Source organism: Ruminiclostridium cellobioparum subsp. termitidis CT1112 (assembly GCF_000350485.1).
In the GTDB taxonomy this organism is placed as follows: Bacteria; Bacillota; Clostridia; order Acetivibrionales; family DSM-1351; genus Ruminiclostridium; species Ruminiclostridium termitidis.
This window is the reverse complement of the sequence record NZ_AORV01000039.1, coordinates 56,244-81,472: the sequence shown is the minus strand read 5'-3', so window position 1 is coordinate 81,472 and position 25,229 is coordinate 56,244. Positions and strand designations below refer to the sequence as shown.

Genomic DNA, 25,229 nt, shown 5'->3' with positions numbered 1-25,229 from the left:
TAATGGCTAGATTCCAAACTAAATTTTTCGATTGTAGAAAAATTTAGTTACACTAGTGGCATTTCATCGAGGCAAAGCCTCGTTACTTCGATACATTATTTAGCTCCCAAGAGGAGTTTAAAAATTAATATGTTAAAAAAATCGTCAGAAACGAGTAGTACAAGGAAGACGAGTGCCGAGGAACAGAGCCTATGTGATAGGTGAGTACCGGAGGACACGAAGACTGACGTAGTAATACGAAGTTTATCACGATTTTAATTTTCTGGTGGAAATGACGAGATGGATACACCCGTTCCCATACCGAACACGGCAGTTAAGCATCTCAGTGCTGATAATACTTGGCTGGCAACGGCCCGGGAAAGTAAGTCTCTGCCAGATTTATATGAAAGTCTTGAGGTATCATCCTCAAGGCTTTCTTTGCATGTAAGGAAAGTTTAAAAGTTTATACGAAATAATCTCCCAAAAATCCTGAGAAACTTAAAAATTTAAGATTCTTAGGATTTTTTAGTATCTTTTAGTATAAGGAAAGTTTATTTATTTAATAATTTGTCTGATAAATTTGTATGTAATAGTATAAAAAAAAGCCGATTTTTCTAAATACTGCTTATTTGATTTTTCTTATAATTTACGTGTAAGTTACATACCAACACAAATTAAGGAGGAAAGTCATGAACAAATTATTAGCAAGAGCAATTTCTTCTATTGCAGCCATAACAATGGTATTTTCATTAGCTGCCTGCGGAGGATCAAGCTCAAAGGTAGAAAGTACCCAATCCGCAAAGCCATCTGAAACAGCTCAGGCAAGTGAGGCGGCAGCGCCATCAACTGAAGCTGCCAAGAAGCTGGTAATCGGATTTGCACAGGTTGGTGCTGAAAGTGCCTGGAGAACAGCAGAGACTCAGTCAATTAAAGACGAAGCGGCAAAGCGCGGATACGACTTGAAATTCTCTGATGCTCAGCAAAAGCAGGAAAATCAGATCAAGGCCATCAGATCATTCATACAGCAAAAAGTAGATGCAATCGTTGTGGCTCCGGCTGTTTCATCAGGATGGGATACAGTTTTCAAAGAAGCACAGGATGCAAAGATCCCTGTTATATTGGTAGACCGTGGTGTTGATTGCGATCCTTCCCTGTACTCCACATTTATTGGTTCAGACTTTATTGAAGAAGGTAAGAACGCTTGTATTGAATTGGCCAAGGCTATGGGTGAAAAAGGTAATATCGTAGAATTACAGGGTTCAGTTGGAGCTTCAGCTGCTACAGACCGTCAGAAAGGTTTTGCTGAAGAACTTAAGAACCATCCAGACTTAAAGATCATCAAAACTCAATCCGGCGATTTTGCCCGTGCAAAGGGTAAGGAAGTAATGGAATCCTTCCTCAAGTCAGACGGAAAGAATATTCAGGGTGTATATGCACACAACGACGATATGGGTATGGGTGCCATCCAGGCTATCGAAGAAGCTGGTCTGAAGCCCGGAGTTGATATCAAGATAGTTGGTGTTGACGGTATTAAAGACGCATTCCAGGCTATGGTTGACGGAAAGTACAATGCTACTGTTGAATGCAATCCATTACTGGGACCACAAGTATTTGACGCTGCTGAAACATTGGTCAAGGGCGGAACAGTTGAAAAATGGATTAAATCACAGGAAGGAATATATCCTGCTGATAAGGCACAGGAAGCGTTGCCAAACCGCGTATATTAATTCATTGGACAATCATAATTCAGTAATTATTTCGGGGATACAGTCATGTATCCCCGAAAAATTAATCAAAAATCAGGTCATGGAGGGATAGTCTTAAATGGCAAATAATGAAGCAGTATTAAAAATGAATGGTGTAAGCAAGACTTTCCCGGGAGTAAAGGCTCTTAAGAGTGTTGATTTTAAACTGAGAGCAGGTGAGATTCACGCCCTGATGGGGGAGAACGGAGCAGGAAAGTCAACATTGATAAAAGTATTGACAGGTGTAGAGGAATTGGATTCGGGAGAAATATACCTGAGCGGAGAAAAAATTCTGGCCAAATCAACACAGCAGGCACAGGAGCTTGGTATCAGCACGGTTTATCAGGAAGTAAATCTCTGTCCAAATCTCACGGTTGCTGAAAACTTTTATATAGGAAGAGAGCCCACTCGATACGGAAAAATTAATTGGAAAGAAATTAATAGAAGTGCTGAACAGGCATTGGCAAAATTGGATTTGAAAATTGATGTAAAACAAAAGCTGGAGAACTATTCGGTTGCCATTCAACAAATGGTAGCAATAGCCAGGGCTATTGACTATAAAGCCAGGGTTTTGATTCTGGATGAACCAACGTCAAGTCTCGACAAGAATGAGGTTGAGAAGCTTTTCATTATTATGAAGAAGCTAAGATCGGAAGGAATGGGGATAATATTTGTAACACACTTTTTGGATCAGGTTTATGAAGTTTCAGACAGGATAACAGTTTTGAGAAACGGTGAACTGGTGGGAGAATATGAGGCAGAGTCTCTCCCTAAAATACAACTTGTGGCTAAAATGATTGGTAAGGATCTGGACATTCTTTCAAATTTGAAAAAGGATGCCAATAAAGAGCAGAATACTAATGCCAACGATACTTTTATGAGTTTTAACGGAGTTGGACACACAGGAACAATAGAGCCATTTGATCTGGAAATAAGAAAAGGAGAAGTACTTGGGCTGGCCGGATTGTTGGGATCCGGAAGAAGTGAACTGGCCAGAGTAATTTTTGGAATAGATAAGGCTGACAGCGGTGAAATAAGAGTTAATGACGAAAGGGCCAATATTGCTTCACCGATAGATGCAATCAAGCGTGGTATAGCATTATGCCCTGAGAATAGAAAGACCGAGGGCATAATCGGCGAGCTTTCGGTCCGTGAGAATATAATTCTTGCCCTTCAAGCCAGAAACGGGATTGGAAAAACAATATCCAGAAAAGAACAGGAGCGGATAGCCGACGAATACATAAAACTTTTAAATATAAAGACATCAGGAAAAGAACAGCTTGTTAAAAATTTGAGCGGAGGAAACCAGCAGAAGGTTATTTTAGCAAGATGGCTTGCAACAAATCCGGATTTGCTGATCCTGGACGAACCCACAAGGGGAATCGACGTGGGAACAAAAACCGAAATACAGAAACTGATAATACAATTTGCGGAAAGAGGTATGTCTGTGGTATTTATATCCTCCGAAATGGATGAATCTCTCAGATGCTGTTCCCGTATGGCAATTTTACGTGATGGGCGCAAGGTTGCAGAAATATGTGAGGATGAGCTGACTGACAGAAATGTAATGAAATCAATAGCAGGGGAGGATTAATTGTGCAAAACTTGGTTACAGTAATTAAAAATTTGACAAAAAAGCGTTTGTTTTGGCCCATTATTGCACTGTTGGCAGTATTAATATTTGATTCTATTTTTATTGATGGGTTCTTGACTATTGAATTAAAAAACGGCAATTTATATGGCAGAATCATTGATATCATAAACCGTTCTTCCTCTTTGATAATAATAACAATCGGGATGACCCTGGTAATTGCCACAGGGGGAATAGATATTTCAGTAGGCTCGGTAGTAGCTATTTCGGGGGCAATAACTGTTCAACTGCTGGGCTCGGGAATTGCTCCGAACACCCCTTTCTTTCTTTGTATAATTGCCTCTCTGGCAGCGGCGGCATTGCTGGGCTGCTGGAATGGATTTCTGGTATCCAGGATCGGAGTGCAGGCAGTTGTTGCAACTTTGATCCTGAACGTTGCGGGAAGGGGAATAGCACAGCTTGTTACAAACGGACAGATACCCACCACTCAGTACAAGCCTTTTTCATACCTGGCAGGCTTCCTTCCCCATCTTCCGATACCATTTTCCATTTTTATAGTAGCAGTTGTGCTGACAGCAATAGTTTTGTTTGTAAAGAAAACAGCCTTCGGACTATTTGTGGAATCGGTGGGAGTCAATTCCAAAGCAAGCAGATTTGCCGGACTTAAGGCACAGAGAATAGTTTTTGCCACCTATGCCATATGCGGCCTTTGTGCAGGTATAGCAGGGCTTATGATAAGTTCCATGATAAAAGCTGCAGACAGTAATAATGCGGGGCTGCTGATTGAAATGGACGCCATATTGGCGGTTGCAATCGGTGGGAACCCTATGAGCGGAGGTAAATTCTCAATTGCAGCCAGTGTTATCGGAGCCTTGATAATTCAAAGCCTGACAACCACTCTTTACGCAATGGGTGTTTCACCGGAGGTACTGCCCGTCGTAAAAGCTGTTGTTGTGGTGATAATATGCCTGTTCCAGTCTGAGGGTACTCATAAGATGATCCTGAAAGTGTTGAGCACCCATAGGAGGTTAAAATATGAAAAAACTGTTTAATTCAAAATTTCTATCACTATACATAACAATATTTTTATTTTTTGTGCTGTTTTCCATCGGGTCGGTTTTATATACGGGCTTCTTTTCTCTTCAAACATTCCTTAACCTGTTTATAGACAATGCTTTTCTCATCATATCTGCATCTGGAATGACAATGGTTTTGCTCATAGGAGGAATAGATATCTCAGTTGGTTCGGTTATTGCACTGACCTGTATGCTGTCGGCCTATCTGCTGGAGCTGAAAGGTTTCAACCCTGTACTGGTAATGGTTTTAATGATATTGATGGGAGCCGGTTTTGGGCTGATCCAGGGCTGTCTGATACACTTCTTCAAGATTCAGCCTTTTATAGTAACTCTGGCAGGACTGTTCTTTGCGAGGGGTATGACAGCAGTAATCAGCACCGACACAATCAACATAAAAAATAAATTATATACCGATATATCAAATTACAGAATTTATTTATATGATAAATCATTTATATCCATTGGTGTTGTTATTGCATTAATAGTCATAAGTATAACTATATATATTGCACACTATACCAGGTTTGGACGTTCTGTCTATGCCATTGGCGGAAATGAACAATCAGCCAGATTGATGGGACTTCCAGTAGGCCGGACAAAGGTTCTGGTATATACCTACAGTGGGGTATGCTATGCAATAGCGGGTATAGTATTCAGTTTTTACATGCTGTCAGGTTATACGCTGCACCAGCAGGGCGGGGAAATGGATGCAATAGCATCTGCTGTCATAGGCGGGACGTCTCTTACCGGAGGTGTGGGCTATGTGTTCGGAACCCTGTTCGGTGTCCTTATACAGGGTGTCATACAGACGCTGATAATGTTCCAGGGGACGCTGAGTTCCTGGTGGACAAGAATCGCAGTTGCTCTTCTGTTGTGTATGTTCATTATGATACAGCGATTGCTCACTATAAGAAAAGACACCGGCAGGAAGGCAAAATTCAATACCGGTAAAAAGGCAAAACAACTGAAGGTAAAGGCATAAAGGCAATAGTTTACAAATTCCAGGTGGAGTCCGTCCACCTGGTTTTGATGTAGAAAAAACACAGGAATGAAATTTACCTGGGAGGTATTGCTATGAAAAGTGAAAAGAGACAGGTTGCCGATATGGTAAAAAAATTCAATAGGGTTACCATCAGAACGAAGTTTACCGCTTGCTGTGTAACTATTATCGTACTTATGAGCATTTTAAACTTGTATACAATTATTAATTTTTCCGGTTTTAATAAACAATATGATACCATTCTATCCAATATAGCTATTGCAAACAGTATTAATGACGGCCTTAAAGAACAGATTGATTCCGAAATGAGGAGTATCGGTGTCGGGCAAAAGGATTTTAAAAATGCAGATCAATATAATATAATAAATGATGTCAATAAAAAAATAGACACTATCAAAAAGACGGTTAGGTCGGAAAGCAGCCTGTCAAAGCTGGATTCAGTGTCCAGGACCATGAGTTCCCTTAAAGAAAAGGTGGATGAAATAGGCAGGCAGATAGAGGGGAAAAAATCATATGATGAAATACAGGCTTCATTGGACTATGTAACCGAAATAGCTGTACTTGTTGAAACAAATATTCAGGATTTTATCAAAAATGAACTCAATGAAAGCAATAAAACAAAGCTGGTTATTGAACAAAGCTTTGAAAGGGCTATTATTGTCAATATAGCAGCATTAGTTGTCATATGTATCATCTCAATCACATGCTCACTGCTTATTTCAATTAAGGTATCAAATCCCATTAACCGGCTGAACAGGATTTTAAAACAAATCACATCGGGCAATTTATCTGTCGATCAGTTTGAGGTAAATACCAGGGACGAGATCAAGGATATGTCAGGATCTTTTAATGAGATGATAAAAGGTCTTAAGCAGACTATCCTGAATATGAGGAAAATGAGCAGGAGTACGAAAGAGGCTTCGGAGGTCCTTTTAATGAGTTCGGACACCAACAGCAAGGTAAATATGGAAATTGCCTCAGCTGCTCAAAGTGTCTGTGAGGGTATAAGCGGCCAAAACCAATTGGTAATGGAAACAACACCTCATATAGAAACATTATTCAATACTTTTAATGCCCTAAATACAAATTCTGAAAAAATTATGGAAAAGGCAAGGGAATCAGTACAAAAAGCCGTAACAGGTAATACATATATAGACAATCTTAACAATGAACTCAGGGATATTTCAGATATAGTACTGAGTACCAGCGAAGATACAAAAAATCTTAAAGTAAAAACAAGTGAAATGACCACAATAATCGAAACCATCGAAGAGATCACGGCAAATACAAACCTGCTTGCCTTGAATGCCACAATAGAGGCGGCAAGAGCCGGAGTTTCGGGTAAGGGCTTTGCGGTCGTGGCAGCTGAAATAAGAAAGCTTGCAGAAAAGTCCTCGCTCGCCACCGGCAAGATAGACCGGATAATAAAATCTGTACAGGAAAAAACCAATAATATGAACAAGAATATGGAACTCAGCGTTTCAAAAATGAATGAAGGAAATACTATAGCCGAAAAAACAAAAGAGCATTTTGAAGATATAAGGACAGCAAGTCAAAATGTTGACAATGAGATACGGGTTATTTCAAAAGATATATCAAATGTCAACCAGATAGTTACAAAGGTACATAAGAGTATTGAAGAAATCAGAAGCATCTCCGTAAGCAATAAATCCGAGGGAGAATCCATACTGGCTGCCGTTGAAGAGCAGACCGCCAATCTTGAAGAGGTGCTGGCGCTTGCTCATCAAATGTCCGATATGGCCGGTGAAATGGAAGAAAGTATTTCAATATACATAGTTTAGTTGTATAATAATTGATGTCGAAATTTGGAATAAAAGCGAATATTATAACTAAGAGGGTGAGCTTTTGTCAAATTTTAAACACATATTCAAATTAAAAAGCATCAGCTATAAACTGCTGATATACTTCCTGTTGCTAATACTGCTGCCCATATTTACCATAAGTCTTATGGGAAACCACTATTATTCCAAAACCATGTCTGCAGAAATCAACAACCACACTATTCAGATGATTGATCAGGTTAATAATAACGTCGAATTCTATTTAAAAAATATTGAAAACATTATTTATTATCTGTCACAGGATCCGCAGGTAAACAAATTCTTAAAAAACGAATTCAAAACCCAGAAAGAAAAAGCAGAGACCGAATATGAGATCAAGCGTATTTTAAGATCTTTTTCAGAAGCCCATACTGAAATAGGCGGAATAATGATCGTTAATTCCAATGATACATATATAAGCAATGAAATGAGTAAGATATCCAGAGACAGTTTTTCCAGGGATGTCTGGTTCAAGCTGGCGTATGCCCAGCCTTCCAAAATTCATCTGATAAGCAAGCCTCTGGGCAGAAATATAAGGGCATACAAGGATTACAGTTCAGATTCGGTATTATCGGTATCCAAAGCATTTACAGACTCCGTTACCGGTAATTTCATGGGCACGGTACTGATCGACTTGAAACTGGCAACCATAAAAGATGTAATTGCTGATGTAACTTTGGGAAAAGACGGCTTTTTATACATACTGGACGGCGACGGAAATATGGTATATGCACCTGTAAATCCGATTGTTTACCGCGTGAACAACAAATGGCTCAACAGCGATACAAACAATGTCACACGGGATATTAAAAATAATAAATATAAAATAATTTACAAGCATTCAGACTATACAAATTTTAAGACGGTGGGAGTATTTTCATTAAGTAAAAATTTGCAGGTCGTTACCAATATTAGATTTTATATTGTGGGCATAGGAATTGTAACAATGGTCCTGGCTTTTATAGCCGCTTTGTTTTTTACAAAATCAATAGCAAACCCGCTGAAGAAACTTAGAAGGCTTATGAGAAAGGCTGAAGAAGGGGATCTGAATGTAAGGTTTAATTATAATGGGCGTGATGAAATTGGACAGCTTGGCGACAGCTTCAACAGGATGATAGATGAAATAAGAAATCTTATCGAAATGGTTTATGTGGAGCAGAAGAGTAAGCGGGAGGCTGAGCTGAAGACCCTGCAGGCCCAGATAAAACCCCATTTTCTTTATAACACCCTGGACACCATTCAATGGATGGCGCAGGTTCATAAAGCCGATGACATTGTCGAAGTAGTGGATGCTCTTACGAAGTTGTTCAGGATAGGTATAAACAAGGGAAATGAAATGATATCTGTCAAAGAAGAATTAGAGCATATAAAAAGTTATCTAATTATACAAAAAATCCGCTATGAAGAAAAGCTTGATTATGAAATCAGCTTTGAAGAGTCCATTCTCGAGTACAAAGTCATCAAACTCATTCTCCAGCCCCTGGTTGAAAATGCAATATACCATGGAGTAAAAGAGAAAAGAGGTACAGGGAAAATCTACATAACAGTAGAAAAACACGAAAAAGGTATTTGCTTGAGCATATCCGACAACGGAGCCGGCATGTCCGAGGCAAGACTCCAGGAAATACAGGCTATGCTCAATTCGGATAACCTGGGAAATAGAAATCCGGGATACGGTACTTTTAATGTTCAAAATAGAATAAGACTGTCCTTTGGAAATCAATATGGTCTTTCATTTACCAGCAAAGCCGGAGAGGGAACTACCGTACGTGTTTTTCATCCTATTATTGAGAAGTGAGGTCATTTATTTATGTGGAAATTGCTAATCGCAGATGATGAACCAAAAATCAGAAAGGGTCTCAGAAATTCATTGAATTGGGCTGAAATCGGTGTGGAAATTATCGGGGAGGCGGAGGATGGGGAAATAGCACTGGATATTGTACGGAGCAGGCATCCCGACATCATCCTGCTGGATATCTGTATGCCTTTTATTAACGGTTTGCAGCTGATTGAAAAAGTCAAGCAGGAGTACGACGAATGTATTATGATCGTGGTCACCGGACATGATGAATTTTCTTATGCCCGGCAGGCTTTGAGGCTTGGAGTATTTGATTACGTTCTGAAGCCCGTATCCAGGGAACAGCTGTACAATGTGGTAATAAAGGCAATTGATGAAATAAACAGCATAAAAAAACGTAATAAATACTACAAATGGGCGCAGAATCAACTATCTCAGAATTATAAAATTTTAAAAGAAAAATTTATGAACGAATGGCTGGAAAATCATTTTTCTTCATCGGAAATAAGGGAACAGCTGGACTATTATAAGGTGAAGTTTGCAGATAAAACCGGAATGCTCCTTGTAAAGCCTGTTGAAAAAAACAGTATGGTTGAAATGGACGATTGGGATAACAACCTTTTGATGTTTGCAATTCAGAATGTGATCGAGGAACTTGTGGAAAACCTGCAGCCTAATATTGTCTTTAGAGACAATAAGGATAATATAGTTGCATTAACAGGAATTCCAAACATTTCGGATTGGTTTCAGCTGAAGGATAAGTTTGAGTCATGTATGGAAAAGTACCTGGATAAATCCATCAGGGTCTATCAGAAGGTTATTGAAAAAGGGACGGATGAAATACCGGCGGTTTATGACGCTCTTATTGATGAAATGAGCAGGGAGTCCAGCTATACTCCCATGGTTATAAAGGCCAAACAATACATAGAGAACAACTATTTCAAGGAGGAACTGTCACTGGAGGATGTAGCAAGGGATATAAAGGTGAGCGCATCCTATTTGAGCAGGGTGCTGAAACAGGAAACCGGCACCTCCTTCATAGATTATCTTACACAGGTCAGGGTTAAAATGGCCATTCAATTAATGACCGATCCTTCGATGAAAATATATGAAATAGCCGAAAGGGTAGGTTACAACAGTCAGCACTATTTCAGTACGGCATTTAAAAAGGTATTGGGGGTATCTCCCGTAGAGTACAAAAAAGGGGGGAGATAGGGTGAGGAGTTCACATTTAAAAGGCTTAGCCATGGTTGTATTGCTGGTGGTATTGTCTTTATTTGTATTTATGGGCTGCGGAGGGCAAAAAGAAGAGAGCAATGATGATATAAAATACTTGATAGGAATGTCCCAGGCGAATTTGGTGGAACCCTGGCGTGTAAAAATGACTGAAGAGATCAAGGAGGAAGCCGAAAAGCATGACAACCTCAAGGTCATTTTCACAGATGCGGCGGGCAACAATGCAAAACAGGTTAAGGATGTTGAGGAACTTCTCACAGAGGGCATTGATCTGCTGATAATTTCACCCAATGATTCCAAGGCACTGACCCCCGTTGTTGCAAAGGCATATCAGAATATTCCCGTCATAGTATTGGACAGAGCCGTCGAGGGGTATGACTATACTCTTTATATCGGCCCCGATAATAATATGATTGGAAGGCAGGCCGGGGCGCATGTGGTTGAACTGTTGAAAAACAAAGGTGGAAAAGTGCTTGAAATTCAGGGCCTGTCCGGTTCACCTCCGGTATTGGGCAGGAGTGAGGGCTTTCGTGAAATAATCGACAAGAATTCAAAAATAGATCTGACGGCGTCAATATATGCCGACTGGCAAAGTGACATTGCCGAGGATAAGGTAAATCTGCTCAAGGACAATCTGTCAGGAGTATCGGTAATATTTGCCCAGAACGACCATATGGCATATGGAGCCTATAAGGCAATGACTGCAAACGGTATAAACGGAATAAAGTATGTGGGTATTGACGGCCTTGAAGGGGAAAACGGAGGGATAGACCTGGTCAAGAAAGGTATCCTGGAAAGTACCTTCAGGTGTCCTACCGGAGGGAAGGAATCAATTATTTATGCCATTGATATATTAAACCAGATAAAAGGAATTCCCAAGAAGATAATATTGAAAAGCAGCATTATTACTAAAGATAATGCGGATCAATTTCTTAATGAAAATAAAAAAACCTCAAAGGAGCACGAACGGAACATAACGCCTGTACTGGGCTATGCAATTGTGGGGAATGAAAGCATGTGGAGATCGGCCAATACTCAATCCATCAAAACTGCAGCAGCTGAATCGGGTATAGAACTTATAACAGTGGAATGTGAAAGCAGTCAGCAAAAGCAAATAGATGCCATACGCTCCTTTATAAAGCAAAAGGTTGATGTCATTGCCTTTTCGCCAATTGTTGAAACAGGGTGGGATGAGGTCCTGAAAGAGGCGAAAAGTGCAGGTATACCAGTTATTTGCTCTGATAGAAGTCTCAGGGTAAAGGATGATTCCCTGGAGACCACATTTATCGGCTCCGACTTTATTGAAGAGGGGAGAAGGGCTGCAAGATGGCTGGAAGGCAAGTTCAGCGACAGCTCCAATGTGAATATCGTAGAACTGACAGGTACTGTGGGCTCCACACCTGCCATAGAAAGAGGTTCAGGTTTTCTCGAAGTAATAGGTAAAAACAAAAAGTTCAACATCATCAGATCTGAATCAGCCGACTTCTTAAAAGTCGAAGGCAAGAAGGTTATGAACGATATTCTGAACTCTGAGAGCAGAAAAATAGATGTTGTATATTCACATAATGACGATATGGCCTTTGGAGCCATAGAAGCAATAGAAAAACACGGACTCCTGCCTGGCAAAGATATCGTTATAGTATCCATCGACGGAGTGAAGTCGGCATTTCAGCTGATGATGGCAGGTAAACTGAACTGTACCGTTGAATGCAATCCTCTTCTGGGGAATCAGCTTATGAAGGCGGTTAATGATTATATGAACGGTAAGGAACTCCCTGTAAAAATAATTACTAGTGAGGGTGTATTTCCGCAGGAATCAGCCAAAAAGGAAATAGTCAACAGAAAATATTAGTTGGGACAAAAGCTTTAAAAAATAAAAACTAAATAGTATAAAAAATTGCGTAATATTATAAATACATCTCCCGACAGGTCATGTAAAATCTATTTTGAACTTATTTTTATAACTCAGCTTTTAGTGTCAACACCGATGAAAAAGTTGAGTTATAATTTTTTATTTGAGTCCGGAATTGATTGCGTATTATGTTGACTAATTAATGGATTTCGGTTGTAACAGGAATCCTTTAATTATATCAATATATTAATTGAAAAAAGGAGGCAGGGGAGGAATACTAAGAGTTTCAGTCTTTTACAGCTAAAATTTTAAGTGGGAGGGAGATATTATGTCTAGCAAAAAAACCAAATCCGGTTTGAAAAAAAGTCATATCAGGGCACTCTCAATTTTTCTGGCAGTTGCACTGATTTTATCCGGAATTTTTCCAAGCCTTTTTTTGGGAAAAGTAGCTGCAGCCGATATTTATGACAGCGATACGGCAAATGACGGCATCTCATCAAGCAGTGCTGCAGATACTACATCGGGAGGGGCAATTGACCTTAATCCCGGGGAGCTTGTTGATGAGAATTTATTTCAGGGATTGAATGCTTTTCAATCATACATAACCGACTGTTTTAGTGATGACTTTAACGATGGGAATGCCGACGGATGGACTGCCTATGGCTCCAGTGATGCAGGCAACAGGGGCACATGGTCTGTTAATGCATCAGGACAATACACCATAGGAGGGTGCCCCGGAGCTAAAGCCGTAGCTGAGGACACAAGCTTCGGCGACCTGGTATATGAAGCCGACATCTCGGTATCAGGTTTAAACTCCGATGGAACAGGCTTTCTGTTCAGAGTCAGCGACCCGGTGGGTAATGTTGCCGATGGCTACAATGGATATTACATTGCATTGCGCGTTGACAAGAGAATGCAATTGGGACGTGTTACCGGAAACAATGTCTGGAAAGAACTTGCGGTGGTGAAGGTTCCGTGTGCAAGCGGACATCTCAAGGTAATTGCGGTCGGTAACAATATTAAGGCTTATTTAAATGATGTGCTTTACCTCGACTATACTGATAACGACGGAAGTCAGGTGACATCTCCGGGAGCCATAGGGCTCAGAACCTGGTGGGGAACATCCCAAATCGACAATATCAGTGTCAGGGATTATAACACCCAGCCGGTACAGACACCTCAGTTCAATGTGCAGGAAGGCATTTACAGCTCCGAGAAAACAATAGAAATGACAAGTGACACTGCAGGAGCTGAGATCAGATATACCACCGATGGAAGTATACCCGATTCAAATTCAAATCTGTATACCTCCTCCATCACCATATCCAATACTACTCTATTCAAAGCCAAGGCATTTAGGGCCGGAAAGCCGGCCTCGGACATGGCGAAGGCCCTGTATGTCATCGCAACGGAAGGTGCACGATTCAGTGACGATTTTGAAGATGGAGACAGGAGTGCCTGGGCCACCTATGAAGGCCTGGAGGCCGGCCGGACACAAACTGAAGCCGGCGGCGTCTATACTTTTACAAGACCCAGAGGTGATAAAGCGGTAACAGGCTCAGGGTACACCGATTTCATTCTCGAAGGAGAGGTAAATCCTTTTGAAAGCGGACAGAGCAGCGGATTTTCCTTCAGAGTTTCCAATCCCGGCAATGGTGCCGATAAATTGGATGGATATTTTCTAGGCATAAATGTAAGCAATTATGTTGAAATCTGCAAATTTTCATCGGCAGGAAACGGAGTGTGGACTGATATTGGAAACTTTCCTGCGGTGGTGAATAAAAATGCCGCCAACCATCTTAAGATTATTGGTGTGGGACAGAGTTTCTATATATATGTAAACGGTAAATTTGTTACGGATATTATCGACAATTCCCATGCAGAAGGCGGTATAGCCCTCAGAGCCTGGAATGACAACGGAAATGTAACCTATGACAATGTGAGCGCTGTTAAACTGTTTCCCTTGAAGCAGCAGGTGGCGGCGCCTTTGATCAGCCCTGAGGCATGCACGTTTGCAAATACCCAGGAAGTAACCATTTCCTGTGCAACTGCTGATGCGGCAATACACTATACAACCGATGGAAGCACACCTACAGCTGCATCGCCGGTATACAGCGGCAAAATTACACTGACGGTCACTGCAACTGTAAAAGCCTATGCTGAAAAAGCCGGAATGAGTGATTCCATTGTTCAAAGTGTAACCTACACGAAGGCAACGGCAAACTTTACAGATGATTTCAGCGACGGAAATGCCAACGGATGGACCACCTATGGCGGAACGTGGAGTGCTGCCGACGGTGCATACAGTGTCAATGCCGGAGGAGGTTTTAAAGCCGTAGCTGACGGTGCCAATTTTGCCGATTTCACATATGAGGCCGACGTATCCTTTACAGGAGGCACCGAATCAAATAATACCGGACTTATATTCAGGGTAAGCGATCCCAAAGTTGGAGGAGACATGCTGAAGGGGTATTACGCCGGAATATGCAGGGACGGCAAAGCTCAGATCGGCCGTTTCAATAACAACTGGCAGGAGCTTGCAACCATTCCGTACCCTATTGCGGCTGGGCAGGTATACCACATAAAGGTAACTGCCAATGGCAGTAACATAGATATGTATATTGACGGCAGCCATGTGGCAGGTGTTGTGGATACAATGTTTACCAGCGGCTCCATAGGTATGCGTACCTGGCTGGTCAATTCCAGGTATGACAATATTTCGGTAACTACCGATGCAGCTGCAGAAAAACCTATATACAACTGGTCCTGGGTCAAGGGTGCCGTATTTGTTCCGACAAATGTGGTTAATGAAATACAGCAGTGGAAGGAATATGACCACGAGGTAAATGACAGGGAATTGTCATATGCACATGCCTATGGAATCAATCTTGTCAGGGTTTATCTCCACAATCTCCTGTGGGAAAACAATTCCGCAAAGCTGCTTAATGATTTTGAAGATTTTCTTTCACTGGCAGATAAATATGACATAAAGGTAGAAGCGGTTTTCTTTGATGACTGCTGGGACGATCATCCCACCTACGATTATGATCCGGCTATATCTCCCAGATACGGCGCACATAACAGCAGATGGGTCGAAGCGCCCGGGGATGACTACAAGGCTCTGTACAACAATGCCGACGGTGTTGTAAAAGCAAAACTGAAAGCATATGTTGAAGGAATTGTAGGTGCCCACCTGAATGATGACAGAATAGCCTTCTGGAACACATACAATGAGCCCAGCAACGGTGAATCGGGCATATACGACCAGGTTACAAAGCAGCTCATGAATGATTCACGCATATGGATAAAGGAATTGGGTTCAAAAATACCGGTTTCCGCAACTGCAGGTCAATTCAGCGGTGCGCCCTTCTCGGATTTCCTTACCTGGCATCCGTATGAGGCAACTTATCCAAAAACCTTTAACTCTGTGGGAAGGACATTTACAGCTGACGCTTCGGTGCTTGCCGATGAATGTATGCAGAGGAACAACCAATCGGTTCCGGGTATCGTGGAGAATTACGGTGACAAAGGGATCGGTTTTGTAATGTGGGAGTTGGGCATAGGCAGGGATAACTGCAGATTCCCGTGGGGTTCTGATGTAAATCCCCTTACATATGAACCGGAGAAGCCGTTCCATGGAGTTGTATATCCCGATGGGCATCCATGGTCGGTAGATGATGTTAAAGCGCTGAAAGGAGACGCTTTTAATACTCTTCCGCTGTTCAGGGTTCAGTATTTCAGGGACAGCAATTTCACAGATATGGCAAAGTCCTCCATTACACCCAGAATTGATTTTGATCTGGGAGATGAAAAAGGAACCGGATCACCCGATGCCTCGGCAGGCATTGACAGGGATAATTTCTCAATCCGTTGGGCAGGTTCCATAAGACCGGCTGTTTCAGGCAGCTATACCTTCTATGCCGACAGTGACAATGTAGCAGGTATATGGGTCGGCAATACAAAAGTCGTTAATAAGATAAGCAATACCCGTGAAGAAGTAAGCGGAACTATAAATTTAACAGCCGGCCAGCAGTATCCGGTGAAGATAGAATATGTCCATGCAACAGGCAGTGCCAGCATGCACGTTAAGTGGTCGGGCCCGAGCCTCGGAAAGACAGTACTGCTGCCCGTATTGAGCACAAGCCCGGTAACAGCCGTTTCATTGAATACGGATACTCTGGTGCTTGGTGTGGGAGACAGCAGGAAATTGTTTGCAAGCCTGGAGCCTTTGGATGCGGCAAATCAGAATGTAATATGGTCCACTGACAATCCTGCCTTTGTAAAGGTTGATCAGGACGGAACAGTAAAGGCTTTGTCGGAAGGTTCCGCAGTCATCACTGTGACCACCGAGGACGGAAGCTTTACAGATACCTGTACTGTTACTGTTACAAAGAGCTCGAAATTCAGTAATCCCATTGTACCGGTGGGCAGCGGATCAGGTTCTGCCGACCCAAGCGTAGTATTTAAGGACGGTTATTACTATTACTGCAAGTCTGAGAATGATGGAGCCATACAGGTGGCAAAGGCAAGAAGACTTCAGGATATAGGAACGGCTCCGAGAGTGACGGTTTACACTCCTCCGGCCGGGACCATGTATTCCAAGGAATTATGGGCACCTGAGCTGCAGTATCTGGACGGAAAATGGTACATATATTTTGCTGCGGATAACGGCAGCAATGCCAACCACCGTATGTACGTACTGGAAGGAAACTCACAGGACCCGCAGGGCAGTTACACCTTCAAGGGGAAAATAAGTGATCCCACCGACAAATGGGCAATTGACGGAGCTGCTTTTCAAAAGGACGGCAGGATGTATTTCGTATGGTCGGGCTGGGAAGGAAATGTAGATGGAAGGCAGGATCTTTATATCGCACCTATGAGCAATCCATGGACCATCAGCGGTGACAGGGTGCGTATTTCATCACCGGAAAAAGATTGGGAAAAGAAAGCAGGACCGGCATATATCAATGAAGGTCCCGAAATATTGCAGAAGGACGGAAAAATATTTATAGTATATTCTGCCAGTGGAAGCTGGTCCGATGACTATTGCCTGGGTATGCTTACAAATACCGGAGGAGATATTTTGAATCCTGCAGCCTGGACAAAAACAGGCCCTGTCTTCAGCAAAGCTGCCGGAGCGTATGGAGCAGGACATAACTCCTTTACCGTGTCTCCTGACGGCACCGAGGACTGGATAGTGTACCACGCCGATAAAAATTCAGGCGGAAGCTGGGGCAATAGAAGTGTAAGGGCACAAAAGTTTACCTGGAATGCAGACGGCACTCCCAACTTCGGAACTCCGGTGGGCTACGGAGAGCTTATAGAGCAGCCTTCGGGCACCCCCGAAGTCAACAGGCACTCATATGAAGCAGAGGATGCAGTGACGGGCGGAAAGGCTAAGATTGTGGACTCGGGCAATGCCTCCGGCGGAAAGGTTGTAGGGAATCTTGATACTGTTGACAGCGACTATGTACTGTTCAATGTGAATGTCACCAAAGCAGGAACCTATACCATGACTGTAATGGCTGACAACGGAAGTGCTGAAGGAATTGCGGAACAGAAAGTAACAGTAAATGACGGAGAACCTCAGACAGTTACTTATAAGAACTTTGGCTGGGGTAATTTCAATCCCTCCTCCCTGACCGTTACACTAAAAGAGGGATTAAATACTGGCAAACTGGCTAAAAAGACTGCTTTTGCACAGATTGACCGCATAGTGCTTGAGGAGCTTGAAGACGGCGGGGTGGCCGTACCTGTCGAATCCTTAAGCCTGAACAAGCAGAGCATAATGGTAACAAAGGGAATGAATGGGACAATTACAGCAGCTATAAGACCTATAGTTGGTACAAACAAGGCGGTAACAATTTCAACTACAAATAATCAAATTGCTGCTGCAAGTAAAACCGGAGAAGATCTTGCATCCGGAACGGTAACCATCACAATAGGCGGTATTGCTCCAGGAACTGCAGTAATAAAAGTAGCAAGTGCAGAAAATCCGGAAATTTACGCCGAGTGTGAGGTAACAGTCCGTGATCTGCCTACCGACCCTGACTTGTCAGGCTATACGGTGGACAATTTTGACGGAGCAGTTCTGGATAAAAACATCTGGACAATATGGAATGAAACCCCTGAAGACTGGAGTATCGGTCAGGGTGCTGTAACAATTCATACACAGCCTACAGATGTATATCAGGACAATAACAGTCAAAACAATGTTTTCCTGAGATCAATACCTGCAAGCGGAGATTTTGAGATTGTTACAAAACTGACGGCGCCGGTTGCCCTGAATCACCAGCAGGCAGGCTTATTCGTATGGAAGGATGCCGATAATTTCGTAAAACTTGCCCATGTGTGGGTAAATGGCAGGACTCTTGAAACGGCTTATGAAGTTTCGGGGACGTATAAAAAACCCAACAATTTTGCTCCCCACCCCGGAGGAGATACCGTAACACTGAAGATCAAAAAGATAGGTAATGTGTACACAACATATTATTGGGACGGATACGGCTGGATACAGGCTTCAGATCCTGTAACCACCAATATTGGCGGTCCATTGAAGGCAGGATTCTTCGCAAACAATATTGTTGCCGCAAATGACAGGATAAATGTCAAATTTGAATATTTTGCAATTAAAGAGATCAGCGGCGGAGTGGATCTGGACAGGAAAGCGCTCACAGTACCGAAAGGTCAGAGCTCAAAGCTCACAAATAATGGATTGAGCGGTGCAAATGTCATTTGGAGCTCGGGGAATAACAGTATTGCAACAGTGGATCAAAATGGTCTGATAACTGCAGTTTCTTCAGGCAGAGTAATAATTACCGCCCGGTCAAAGGAAGGGGACTTTAAGGATAAGTGTGTTGTAACTGTGCCTGAAACTGAAACACAGCCGGAGATTCTGTTTGCTGATGACTTTAGCGGCGGGAATGCAGGCTGGTCCACCTACGGGGGCACCTGGCAGATGGCTGGCGGTGAATATACCGTTAACAGCGGCGCAGGTTATAAAGCGGTTCTCGACAAGGACTTTACAGACTATGTGTTTGAGGCTGATGTGCAGATAACCAGCGGTTCGGAAGCAGGTATGATATTCAGGGTTTCAAACCCGTCAACAGGTGCGGATGCCTTCGACGGCTATTACCTTGGTATAAATGCAGCTCAAAAATCAGCTGTGCTTGGAAAGATGGAAAACGGCAGCTGGACGGAAATTGCAAATAAAAAGCTGAATATAAAGGTGGGAGAATGGACTCATATGAAGGTTGTGGTGGATCAAGCCCATATTCAGGCCTTTATCAATGACAACCCGCTAAATACAAATGCATATCCGAAATTCGACCTTGTGGAAAGCACACACATAGCTACAGGAAAGCTTGGTCTGCGTACATTTAACGCAGCTGCGAAGTTTGATAATGTAAAGGTATTTTCTTACAAAGCTGTTGACCTGGGTGAGACATATACCAATTCGGTATTGCCTGATACGGCAGATCCATATGTTCTGCAATATAACGGCACCTACTATCTGTACGGGACAAATACTGAGACCGGCGATACAAACAAGTCCCGCGGAATTAAGGTTTACACCTCAACAGATCTCGTCAAATGGACTGACAGGGGTCTGGCCTTGAAAAATGAAGATTCATGGGGCAATAAATGGTTCTGGGCTCCAGAAGTTGTTGAACGCAATGGAACCTTCTATATGTATTATGCAGTTGAGGAAAGGCTTGCGGTAGCTGTAAGCAAATCACCGCTGGGACCTTTTGTACAGGAGGTTCAGGAACCCATGAAGCCTGATACCGTTAAGATCGATGCCCATGTATTTAAGGATGGCGACGGCAAGCAGTACCTTTATTTTGTAAGGTTTAACAATGCAAATGAAATATGGGTTGCCGAATTGAACGACGATATGAAAACTATTAAGGAAGAAACCATGACCTTCTGCTTCAGGCCCACACAGGCATGGGAGCAGAGTCAGAAACCGCCGGTTGCAAACATTAATGAGGGCCCGTTTGTGATCAAGCATAACGGAATATACTATCTGACTTATTCAGGAAACCATTTTGAAAGCCCTGATTATGGTGTTGGATACGCTACATCCAGCTCACCTATGGGACCCTGGACAAAATATGAATACAACCCAATTATGAAGTCCAACCTTGTTGTACCCGGTGCGGGACACCACTCCCTGGTATATTCACCCGACGGTACCGAGCTGTTTATGGTCTACCATACACACTATAACACCGGCAGCACTGAGCCAAGGAAGCTGTCAATCGACAGGGTGCATTTCGTACCCCAGGGGAATGGACTCCCTGATGCCATGGAAGTATGGGGCCCCACTGTAACTCTGCAGCCAATGCCTTCAAACGGCAAGGTGGTTGTACCGGTGACATCAATTACAATAGCCGGAGAAAACGGAGCTGATACTATTACGGTTTATGGCGGTACACTTAAGATGACCAGGGCTGTCACACCTGAAAATGCCGATAACAGTGTTACCTGGAGTATTGTCAGCGGAAGCGAATATGCGACAATTTCGGCTGACGGCGTATTGACTGCGAAAGCAAACGGAATTGTCACTGTAAAAGCTGTTGCAAAAGACGGTTCAGGTGTTGAATCCAATGTTTATACGATTACAATTACAAACCAGAACAGACCTGGCGAACCGTCAAATCCACCTTCAACACCATCGGCTTCAAATTCCGGATCCTCATCCAATTCATCCGGAACACCGGCAGAGACAAAGCCTCAGACAGCTCAGCTGGAAGTTAAGCCGGTATTAAATGGAGCCGGCAAGACGGCTCAAGCTGCCGTAAGTTCGGAGGATTTGAAAAAAGCTCTGGAGGCGGCAAAGATTGACAGTGCAGGAAACAAGACGGTAACAATTAAGGTTTCGGAAGTAAAGGGTGCCGAGCAATATGAGCTTGGGCTTCCAAAGACTTCAGTGGCATCTGCTCAGACAAACCTGCTGAAAATAGACAGCCCGGTGGCAGCAATAACTGTGCCCGGCAACCTGTTTAACGCAAAGGATGTGACAGGCGACAGCATCAATATCTTGATTGGCAAGGGAGACAGGTCAGGTGTTAAGGATGAAGCTGCCATAAAGACCATTGGAGACAGACCGGTTATTGAAATCAAAGCTTCTGCCGGCGGTAAGGAATTGAAGCTCAGCAATCCGCAGACTGCCGTGACAGTATCCCTGGATTACAAGCCCAATGCAGAAGAACTTAGGAACTCCCAGCACATTACAGTATGGGCTATTGATGAAAACGGGAATACCAAACCGGTACCAAGCGGTAAATATGACGCAAAGACCGGTCAGGTGACCTTTACTGCACACAGCCTGGGCAAATATGCAGTGGTGTATGTAAACAAAACCTTTAATGACCTGAATAACCACTTATGGGCAAAAGAAAAAATTGAAGTTATGGCAGCAAAAGGTATTATTAACGGTACATCCGACACAACCTATTCACCTGGAAAAAATATTACAAGAGCGGATTTTGTGGTTCTTCTTGTCAATGCTCTTGGTTTGAATGCAGCACCGGGTGGAAATTTTGACGATGTGAACAAGGACAGCTACTACTACAATGCTGTTGCCATAGCCAAGGAGCTGGGGATTGTCAACGGAGTGGGGAATAATAAATTTAATCCTGCTCAAAGCATTTCCAGACAGGACATGATGGTGATTGCGGCAAATGCCATGAAGGTTGCAGGAAAAACAATAAGCAAAGGCTCAGCTTCAGATATTGCCGGATTTAAAGACAGGGAGCTGGTATCGGCCTATGCTGAGGATGCCGCAGCTACATTGGTTAAAGCCGGAATAATAGCAGGCAGCGGAAATGCTCTAAATCCGCAGAAAACTGCAACCAGAGCTGAAACTGCAGTTATTATCTACAATATTTACAACAAATAAGTTTTTAATATTTGCAAGATGAATTAAAAAGAGGATGTTTACAGAGTAAAATCTGGAGCATCCTCTTTTTGTTTCATTAAATTAACGCGTTATGCTGGTTATTATATATTTGCTTTACCTGTGTAATTTTTTATATCAACTGGTAACTTCCGTACTAACCTTCAAGCAAGCTCTTTGTGTGCAATTCTGCACAATCAATAGTGCTCCCGACCGCTATCCACCAATGGATCGCCTCCGAAGTTCTTGCCTGAAATAGTATGGCTTACTCCAAGCACCTCTTTGCCGTCGCAGCGACTCGACCATCCGGGTCTCGTGTGCTGCTAAAATTGACCTCCTGTCAATTTCCCGGCATGATGCACTTGGATTAAGCCTACAAATTTCAAGCAAGCTCTTCTAATCAGGCTTCTCATTGGTGGATACGTTCTCGCGCACTATTGAAGCACGGTTCTTTAAAGTTGCTCCCAGTGAAGCAGCAGTTGTTTATTACGTATAATACCTGCGCTTTTAAACTAGCACAACGAGTTAATTTAATACACTTTTCCGGGTACTTTCCTGTTTAAAATCTGGTTGTACAGTTTTGTTACAAATATTTGTAATTTGTCATATTTTTAATATTTTATGGAATTTATTTAAAATATTGATAAAATATAGATGGTGCACAAATAAAATAAACAGAGGAGGTGCTGCTGGGTTGTCATTTTTTAATTCGTTGTTCAGAAGTGAAAATACCATTGAAAATAAAATCGATAAGATACAAAAAGGCGATGAAATATTAAGAGAAATATTAATTCAGGAGTATGTACCGTTTATTGTTAAAACTGTTTCACAGAAGCTGGGAAGGTATGTTAGTATAGAGAATAACGAAGAGTTCAGTGTAGGGCTGTCTGCTTTTAATGAGGCCATAAACAGCTTCGATATCAAAAAGGGAAATAAATTTTTGGCATACAGCAAAAAGGTTATTAACAGCAGGCTTATTGATTACTATCGAAATAGTAAAAAAACCAGGGATATTAAAGTTTATCCATTTACATATTTTGATGAGGAAAAGTTTAATGCGTTAGAGAAGAGATATATGATGGATAATGCCGGCGAGCTGGAGAAAATTGAGACCGCTGACGAGATATCTTCATTTAAATTGTGCCTGAGTGAATATGGTATAAATTTTGATGATCTGGTTTTATTTTCTCCCAAACACAAGGATTCCATCAGACAGTGTGTAAAAATCGCAAGAATGATAACGGATAACGATAGACTATACGACATGATGACAAAAAAGAAAGCCATACCATTAAATGAATTAATGAAAATAGCTGATGTACATCGCAGAACTATAGAGAGAAACAGAAAATTCATCATAACGACGTGTCTTATCATAAGGAGTGACCTCGATGTTTTGAAAGCCTATGTGATGAGTGTAGAGGAAGGAGGGACGCTCAATGCATAAATATGGTACCGTACTGGAATTGAAGAAAAATAGTGCGATAATTATGTCTGAAGGGTTCAGGTACTTTTACGTAAAAAAGCGTCCCGGAATGTATTTGGGGCAGAAGATAATGTTTCTGGATGAGGATATTATCAAGCCCACGTCTGCCATCCTAAAGTATTCCGCTGTGGCAGCGTGCTTTGTACTGATTGTCCTTGCAGTATTTTTGTCCCGGATTACACTTTTTGATAACGACGGAACATTTGCATATGTTTATCTTGATATTAACCCAAGTGTGCAAATCACCATTGACAAGAATAATACCGTGTTGGATACAAGTGCGGTTAATAGTGATGCAGATGAACTTTTAGAGGGATTGGACACAAAAGGAATGGATCTGAAAGACGCCTTGAAGATTATATTTGAGAAATCGGACAAACTTGGATTTTTTAAGGATGATACCGACAATTATGTACTTATCTCAGGTGTCATAAACCCGGACAGCAGGTTATATAAAAAAATAAAACTTATGAGGAAACAGAGTTTCAGAAATTCCTCAGCACCCTAAAAGGAGTATCGGGAGAGAAAGGACACAAACGTATTATTACCGAAGCAATTAAAACTTCCCCCGAAATCAGAGAGTTGGCCTTAAAAAATCAAATGTCACCCGGAAAGTACTATTTGTATGAATTGGCGGCAGAAAAGGGAATGGATTTATCAATAGATAAAGTCAGAGAAAGCAGCATAAATGACATTATGAAAGTACTTGACTATGTTCCTCAAGACGTAAAAGAGAGTAAAGATAGTTCCTTTAATGATGTTCATGAAAATGACTCCGAAGCATCTGATGATCCGCCGGCTGCGGCAATACAAAAGCAGGAAGAGGATGTAACATTTTCTGAAGAGGACACTGGCGCACAGAGCGGCAGTCAGACGGTTCAAGGCAGGCCAATGGAACAAAGCGAGCCAGATGCGCAGCCTGAGATTGTCACTCAGACAAAGAAGGACCGGCAGCCGGCACAAAATACGAAACCGGATGGCGGCACCGAACCTGAAGCTCAACAGCCGGCTGAAAATACAAATACTCTCAAAGCTCCCGGGGCTGCGGTAATTTCTGTTGATAAAGCCTCCAATACGGGAGAATATCAGCTGACAATAGTTATAGGAAAGGATAACAATGCAGCTGAATTTAAGCTGTATGAGAATAACCGTGTAATAATGTCTTCTGAAACAAGTTCCAGGGAAACGGTCGTTAAATCCTTTAGCGGAAAGGAAAACGGCAGCTACACGTATATATGCGAACTGGCAAATTCAACAGGAAAGTCAATGAGCAATGAGGTAAATGTGCTGGTACAAAAAACAGTCAATAAGGAGGCGGCGGTATGGTATGCAGGAGTAATGTATTCAGTAGGAGATGTTGCAGAGTACGGGGGAGAAAAATACAAGTGCATACAGGCTCATAAATCCCAGGCCGATTGGACTCCGGAGAGGGTACCGGCGCTATGGCAAAAGCAGCTCGGTTCTGCCGAAAAGAATTCATGGCAGCCCGGCAATGCTTACCGGACAGGAGACATCGTAGTGTATAAGGAGACTCAGTACAGGTGTCTGCAGGCACATACGGCTATTGAGGGCTGGGAACCGCCTGTTGTGCCCGCACTTTGGGAAAAACAGCAGTAAAATTTTCTTTAATTTGAGATGTACCCTGACGGTGTACATCTTTTTTATTGTCCGGAAAAGTATGATTTATTTTGACAGAATAAAAACTTTTTTCTAAAAATTTT

Annotated in this window: 12 protein-coding genes and 1 rRNA gene; all 13 read left to right on the top strand. The window is 42.3% G+C overall.

The features are described from left to right. Positions 1-261: 261 nt before the first annotated feature. Positions 262-378 (top strand): 5S ribosomal RNA (rrf, locus tag CTER_RS14955). Between the two features lie 290 nt (positions 379-668). Beyond that, positions 669-1,706 carry an ABC transporter substrate-binding protein gene (locus tag CTER_RS14950; protein ID WP_004626615.1) on the top strand — a complete coding sequence of 346 codons (1,038 nt, stop codon included), beginning with the start codon at positions 669-671 and terminating at the stop codon, positions 1,704-1,706. Between the two features lie 97 nt (positions 1,707-1,803). Further along, a complete protein-coding gene (locus CTER_RS14945) occupies positions 1,804-3,318 on the top strand; it encodes a sugar ABC transporter ATP-binding protein (RefSeq protein WP_004626569.1) in 1,515 nt (504 codons plus the stop codon). A 2-nt stretch (positions 3,319-3,320) separates the two neighbouring features. Further along, positions 3,321-4,367: an ABC transporter permease gene (locus CTER_RS14940; protein ID WP_004626608.1), complete on the top strand. Its 1,047-nt coding sequence runs from the start codon at positions 3,321-3,323 to the stop codon at positions 4,365-4,367. After that, on the top strand, positions 4,351-5,373 hold the full coding sequence (gene yjfF, locus CTER_RS14935) for a galactofuranose ABC transporter, permease protein YjfF (RefSeq protein ID WP_004626683.1): 1,023 nt from the start codon (positions 4,351-4,353) through the stop codon (positions 5,371-5,373). Before CTER_RS14940 ends, yjfF begins: the two co-directional genes overlap by 17 nt. 92 nt (positions 5,374-5,465) lie before the next feature. Next, the gene (locus CTER_RS14930) at positions 5,466-7,193 is read left to right on the top strand and encodes a methyl-accepting chemotaxis protein (RefSeq protein WP_004626686.1); all 1,728 of its coding nucleotides are present in this window, start codon (positions 5,466-5,468) and stop codon (positions 7,191-7,193) included. Positions 7,194-7,257: 64 nt separating this feature from the next. Beyond that, positions 7,258-9,030: a sensor histidine kinase gene (locus tag CTER_RS14925; protein ID WP_004626691.1), complete on the top strand. Its 1,773-nt coding sequence runs from the start codon at positions 7,258-7,260 to the stop codon at positions 9,028-9,030. Positions 9,031-9,042: 12 nt separating this feature from the next. Continuing rightward, entirely contained in the window at positions 9,043-10,245 is a 1,203-nt protein-coding gene (locus CTER_RS14920; RefSeq protein ID WP_004626577.1) for a response regulator transcription factor, read from the top strand. A gap of 1 nt (position 10,246) precedes the next feature. Continuing rightward, entirely contained in the window at positions 10,247-12,118 is a 1,872-nt protein-coding gene (locus CTER_RS14915; RefSeq protein WP_004626610.1) for a substrate-binding domain-containing protein, read from the top strand. A 328-nt stretch (positions 12,119-12,446) separates the two neighbouring features. Then, positions 12,447-22,025, top strand: a complete 9,579-nt coding sequence (locus CTER_RS28020) for a family 43 glycosylhydrolase (protein ID WP_004626626.1) — start codon at positions 12,447-12,449, stop codon at positions 22,023-22,025. Positions 22,026-22,716: 691 nt separating this feature from the next. Next, the gene (gene sigI / locus CTER_RS14905) at positions 22,717-23,469 is read left to right on the top strand and encodes an RNA polymerase sigma-I factor (RefSeq protein WP_004626600.1); all 753 of its coding nucleotides are present in this window, start codon (positions 22,717-22,719) and stop codon (positions 23,467-23,469) included. Next, complete coding sequence (locus tag CTER_RS14900) at positions 23,462-24,016, top strand: anti-sigma factor domain-containing protein (RefSeq protein ID WP_004626618.1); 555 nt, start codon at positions 23,462-23,464, stop codon at positions 24,014-24,016. The genes sigI and CTER_RS14900 overlap by 8 nt, the downstream gene beginning before the upstream one ends. A 113-nt stretch (positions 24,017-24,129) precedes the next feature. Then, the gene (locus CTER_RS28320) at positions 24,130-25,125 is read left to right on the top strand and encodes a carbohydrate-binding protein (RefSeq protein WP_004626689.1); all 996 of its coding nucleotides are present in this window, start codon (positions 24,130-24,132) and stop codon (positions 25,123-25,125) included. Positions 25,126-25,229: the final 104 nt, after the last annotated feature.

Bases quoted from the DNA above. Each gene is read 5' to 3' on its own strand.
- CTER_RS14920 (WP_004626577.1), top strand. From the start codon at position 9,043: ATGTGGAAATTGCTAATCGCAGATGATGAACCAAAAATCAGAAAGGGT.
- CTER_RS14950 (WP_004626615.1), top strand. From the start codon at position 669: ATGAACAAATTATTAGCAAGAGCAATTTCTTCTATTGCAGCCATAACA.
- CTER_RS14945 (WP_004626569.1), top strand. From the start codon at position 1,804: ATGGCAAATAATGAAGCAGTATTAAAAATGAATGGTGTAAGCAAGACT.
- CTER_RS28020 (WP_004626626.1), top strand. From the start codon at position 12,447: ATGTCTAGCAAAAAAACCAAATCCGGTTTGAAAAAAAGTCATATCAGG.
- yjfF (WP_004626683.1), top strand. From the start codon at position 4,351: ATGAAAAAACTGTTTAATTCAAAATTTCTATCACTATACATAACAATA.
- CTER_RS14900 (WP_004626618.1), top strand. From the start codon at position 23,462: ATGCATAAATATGGTACCGTACTGGAATTGAAGAAAAATAGTGCGATA.
- CTER_RS14930 (WP_004626686.1), top strand. From the start codon at position 5,466: ATGAAAAGTGAAAAGAGACAGGTTGCCGATATGGTAAAAAAATTCAAT.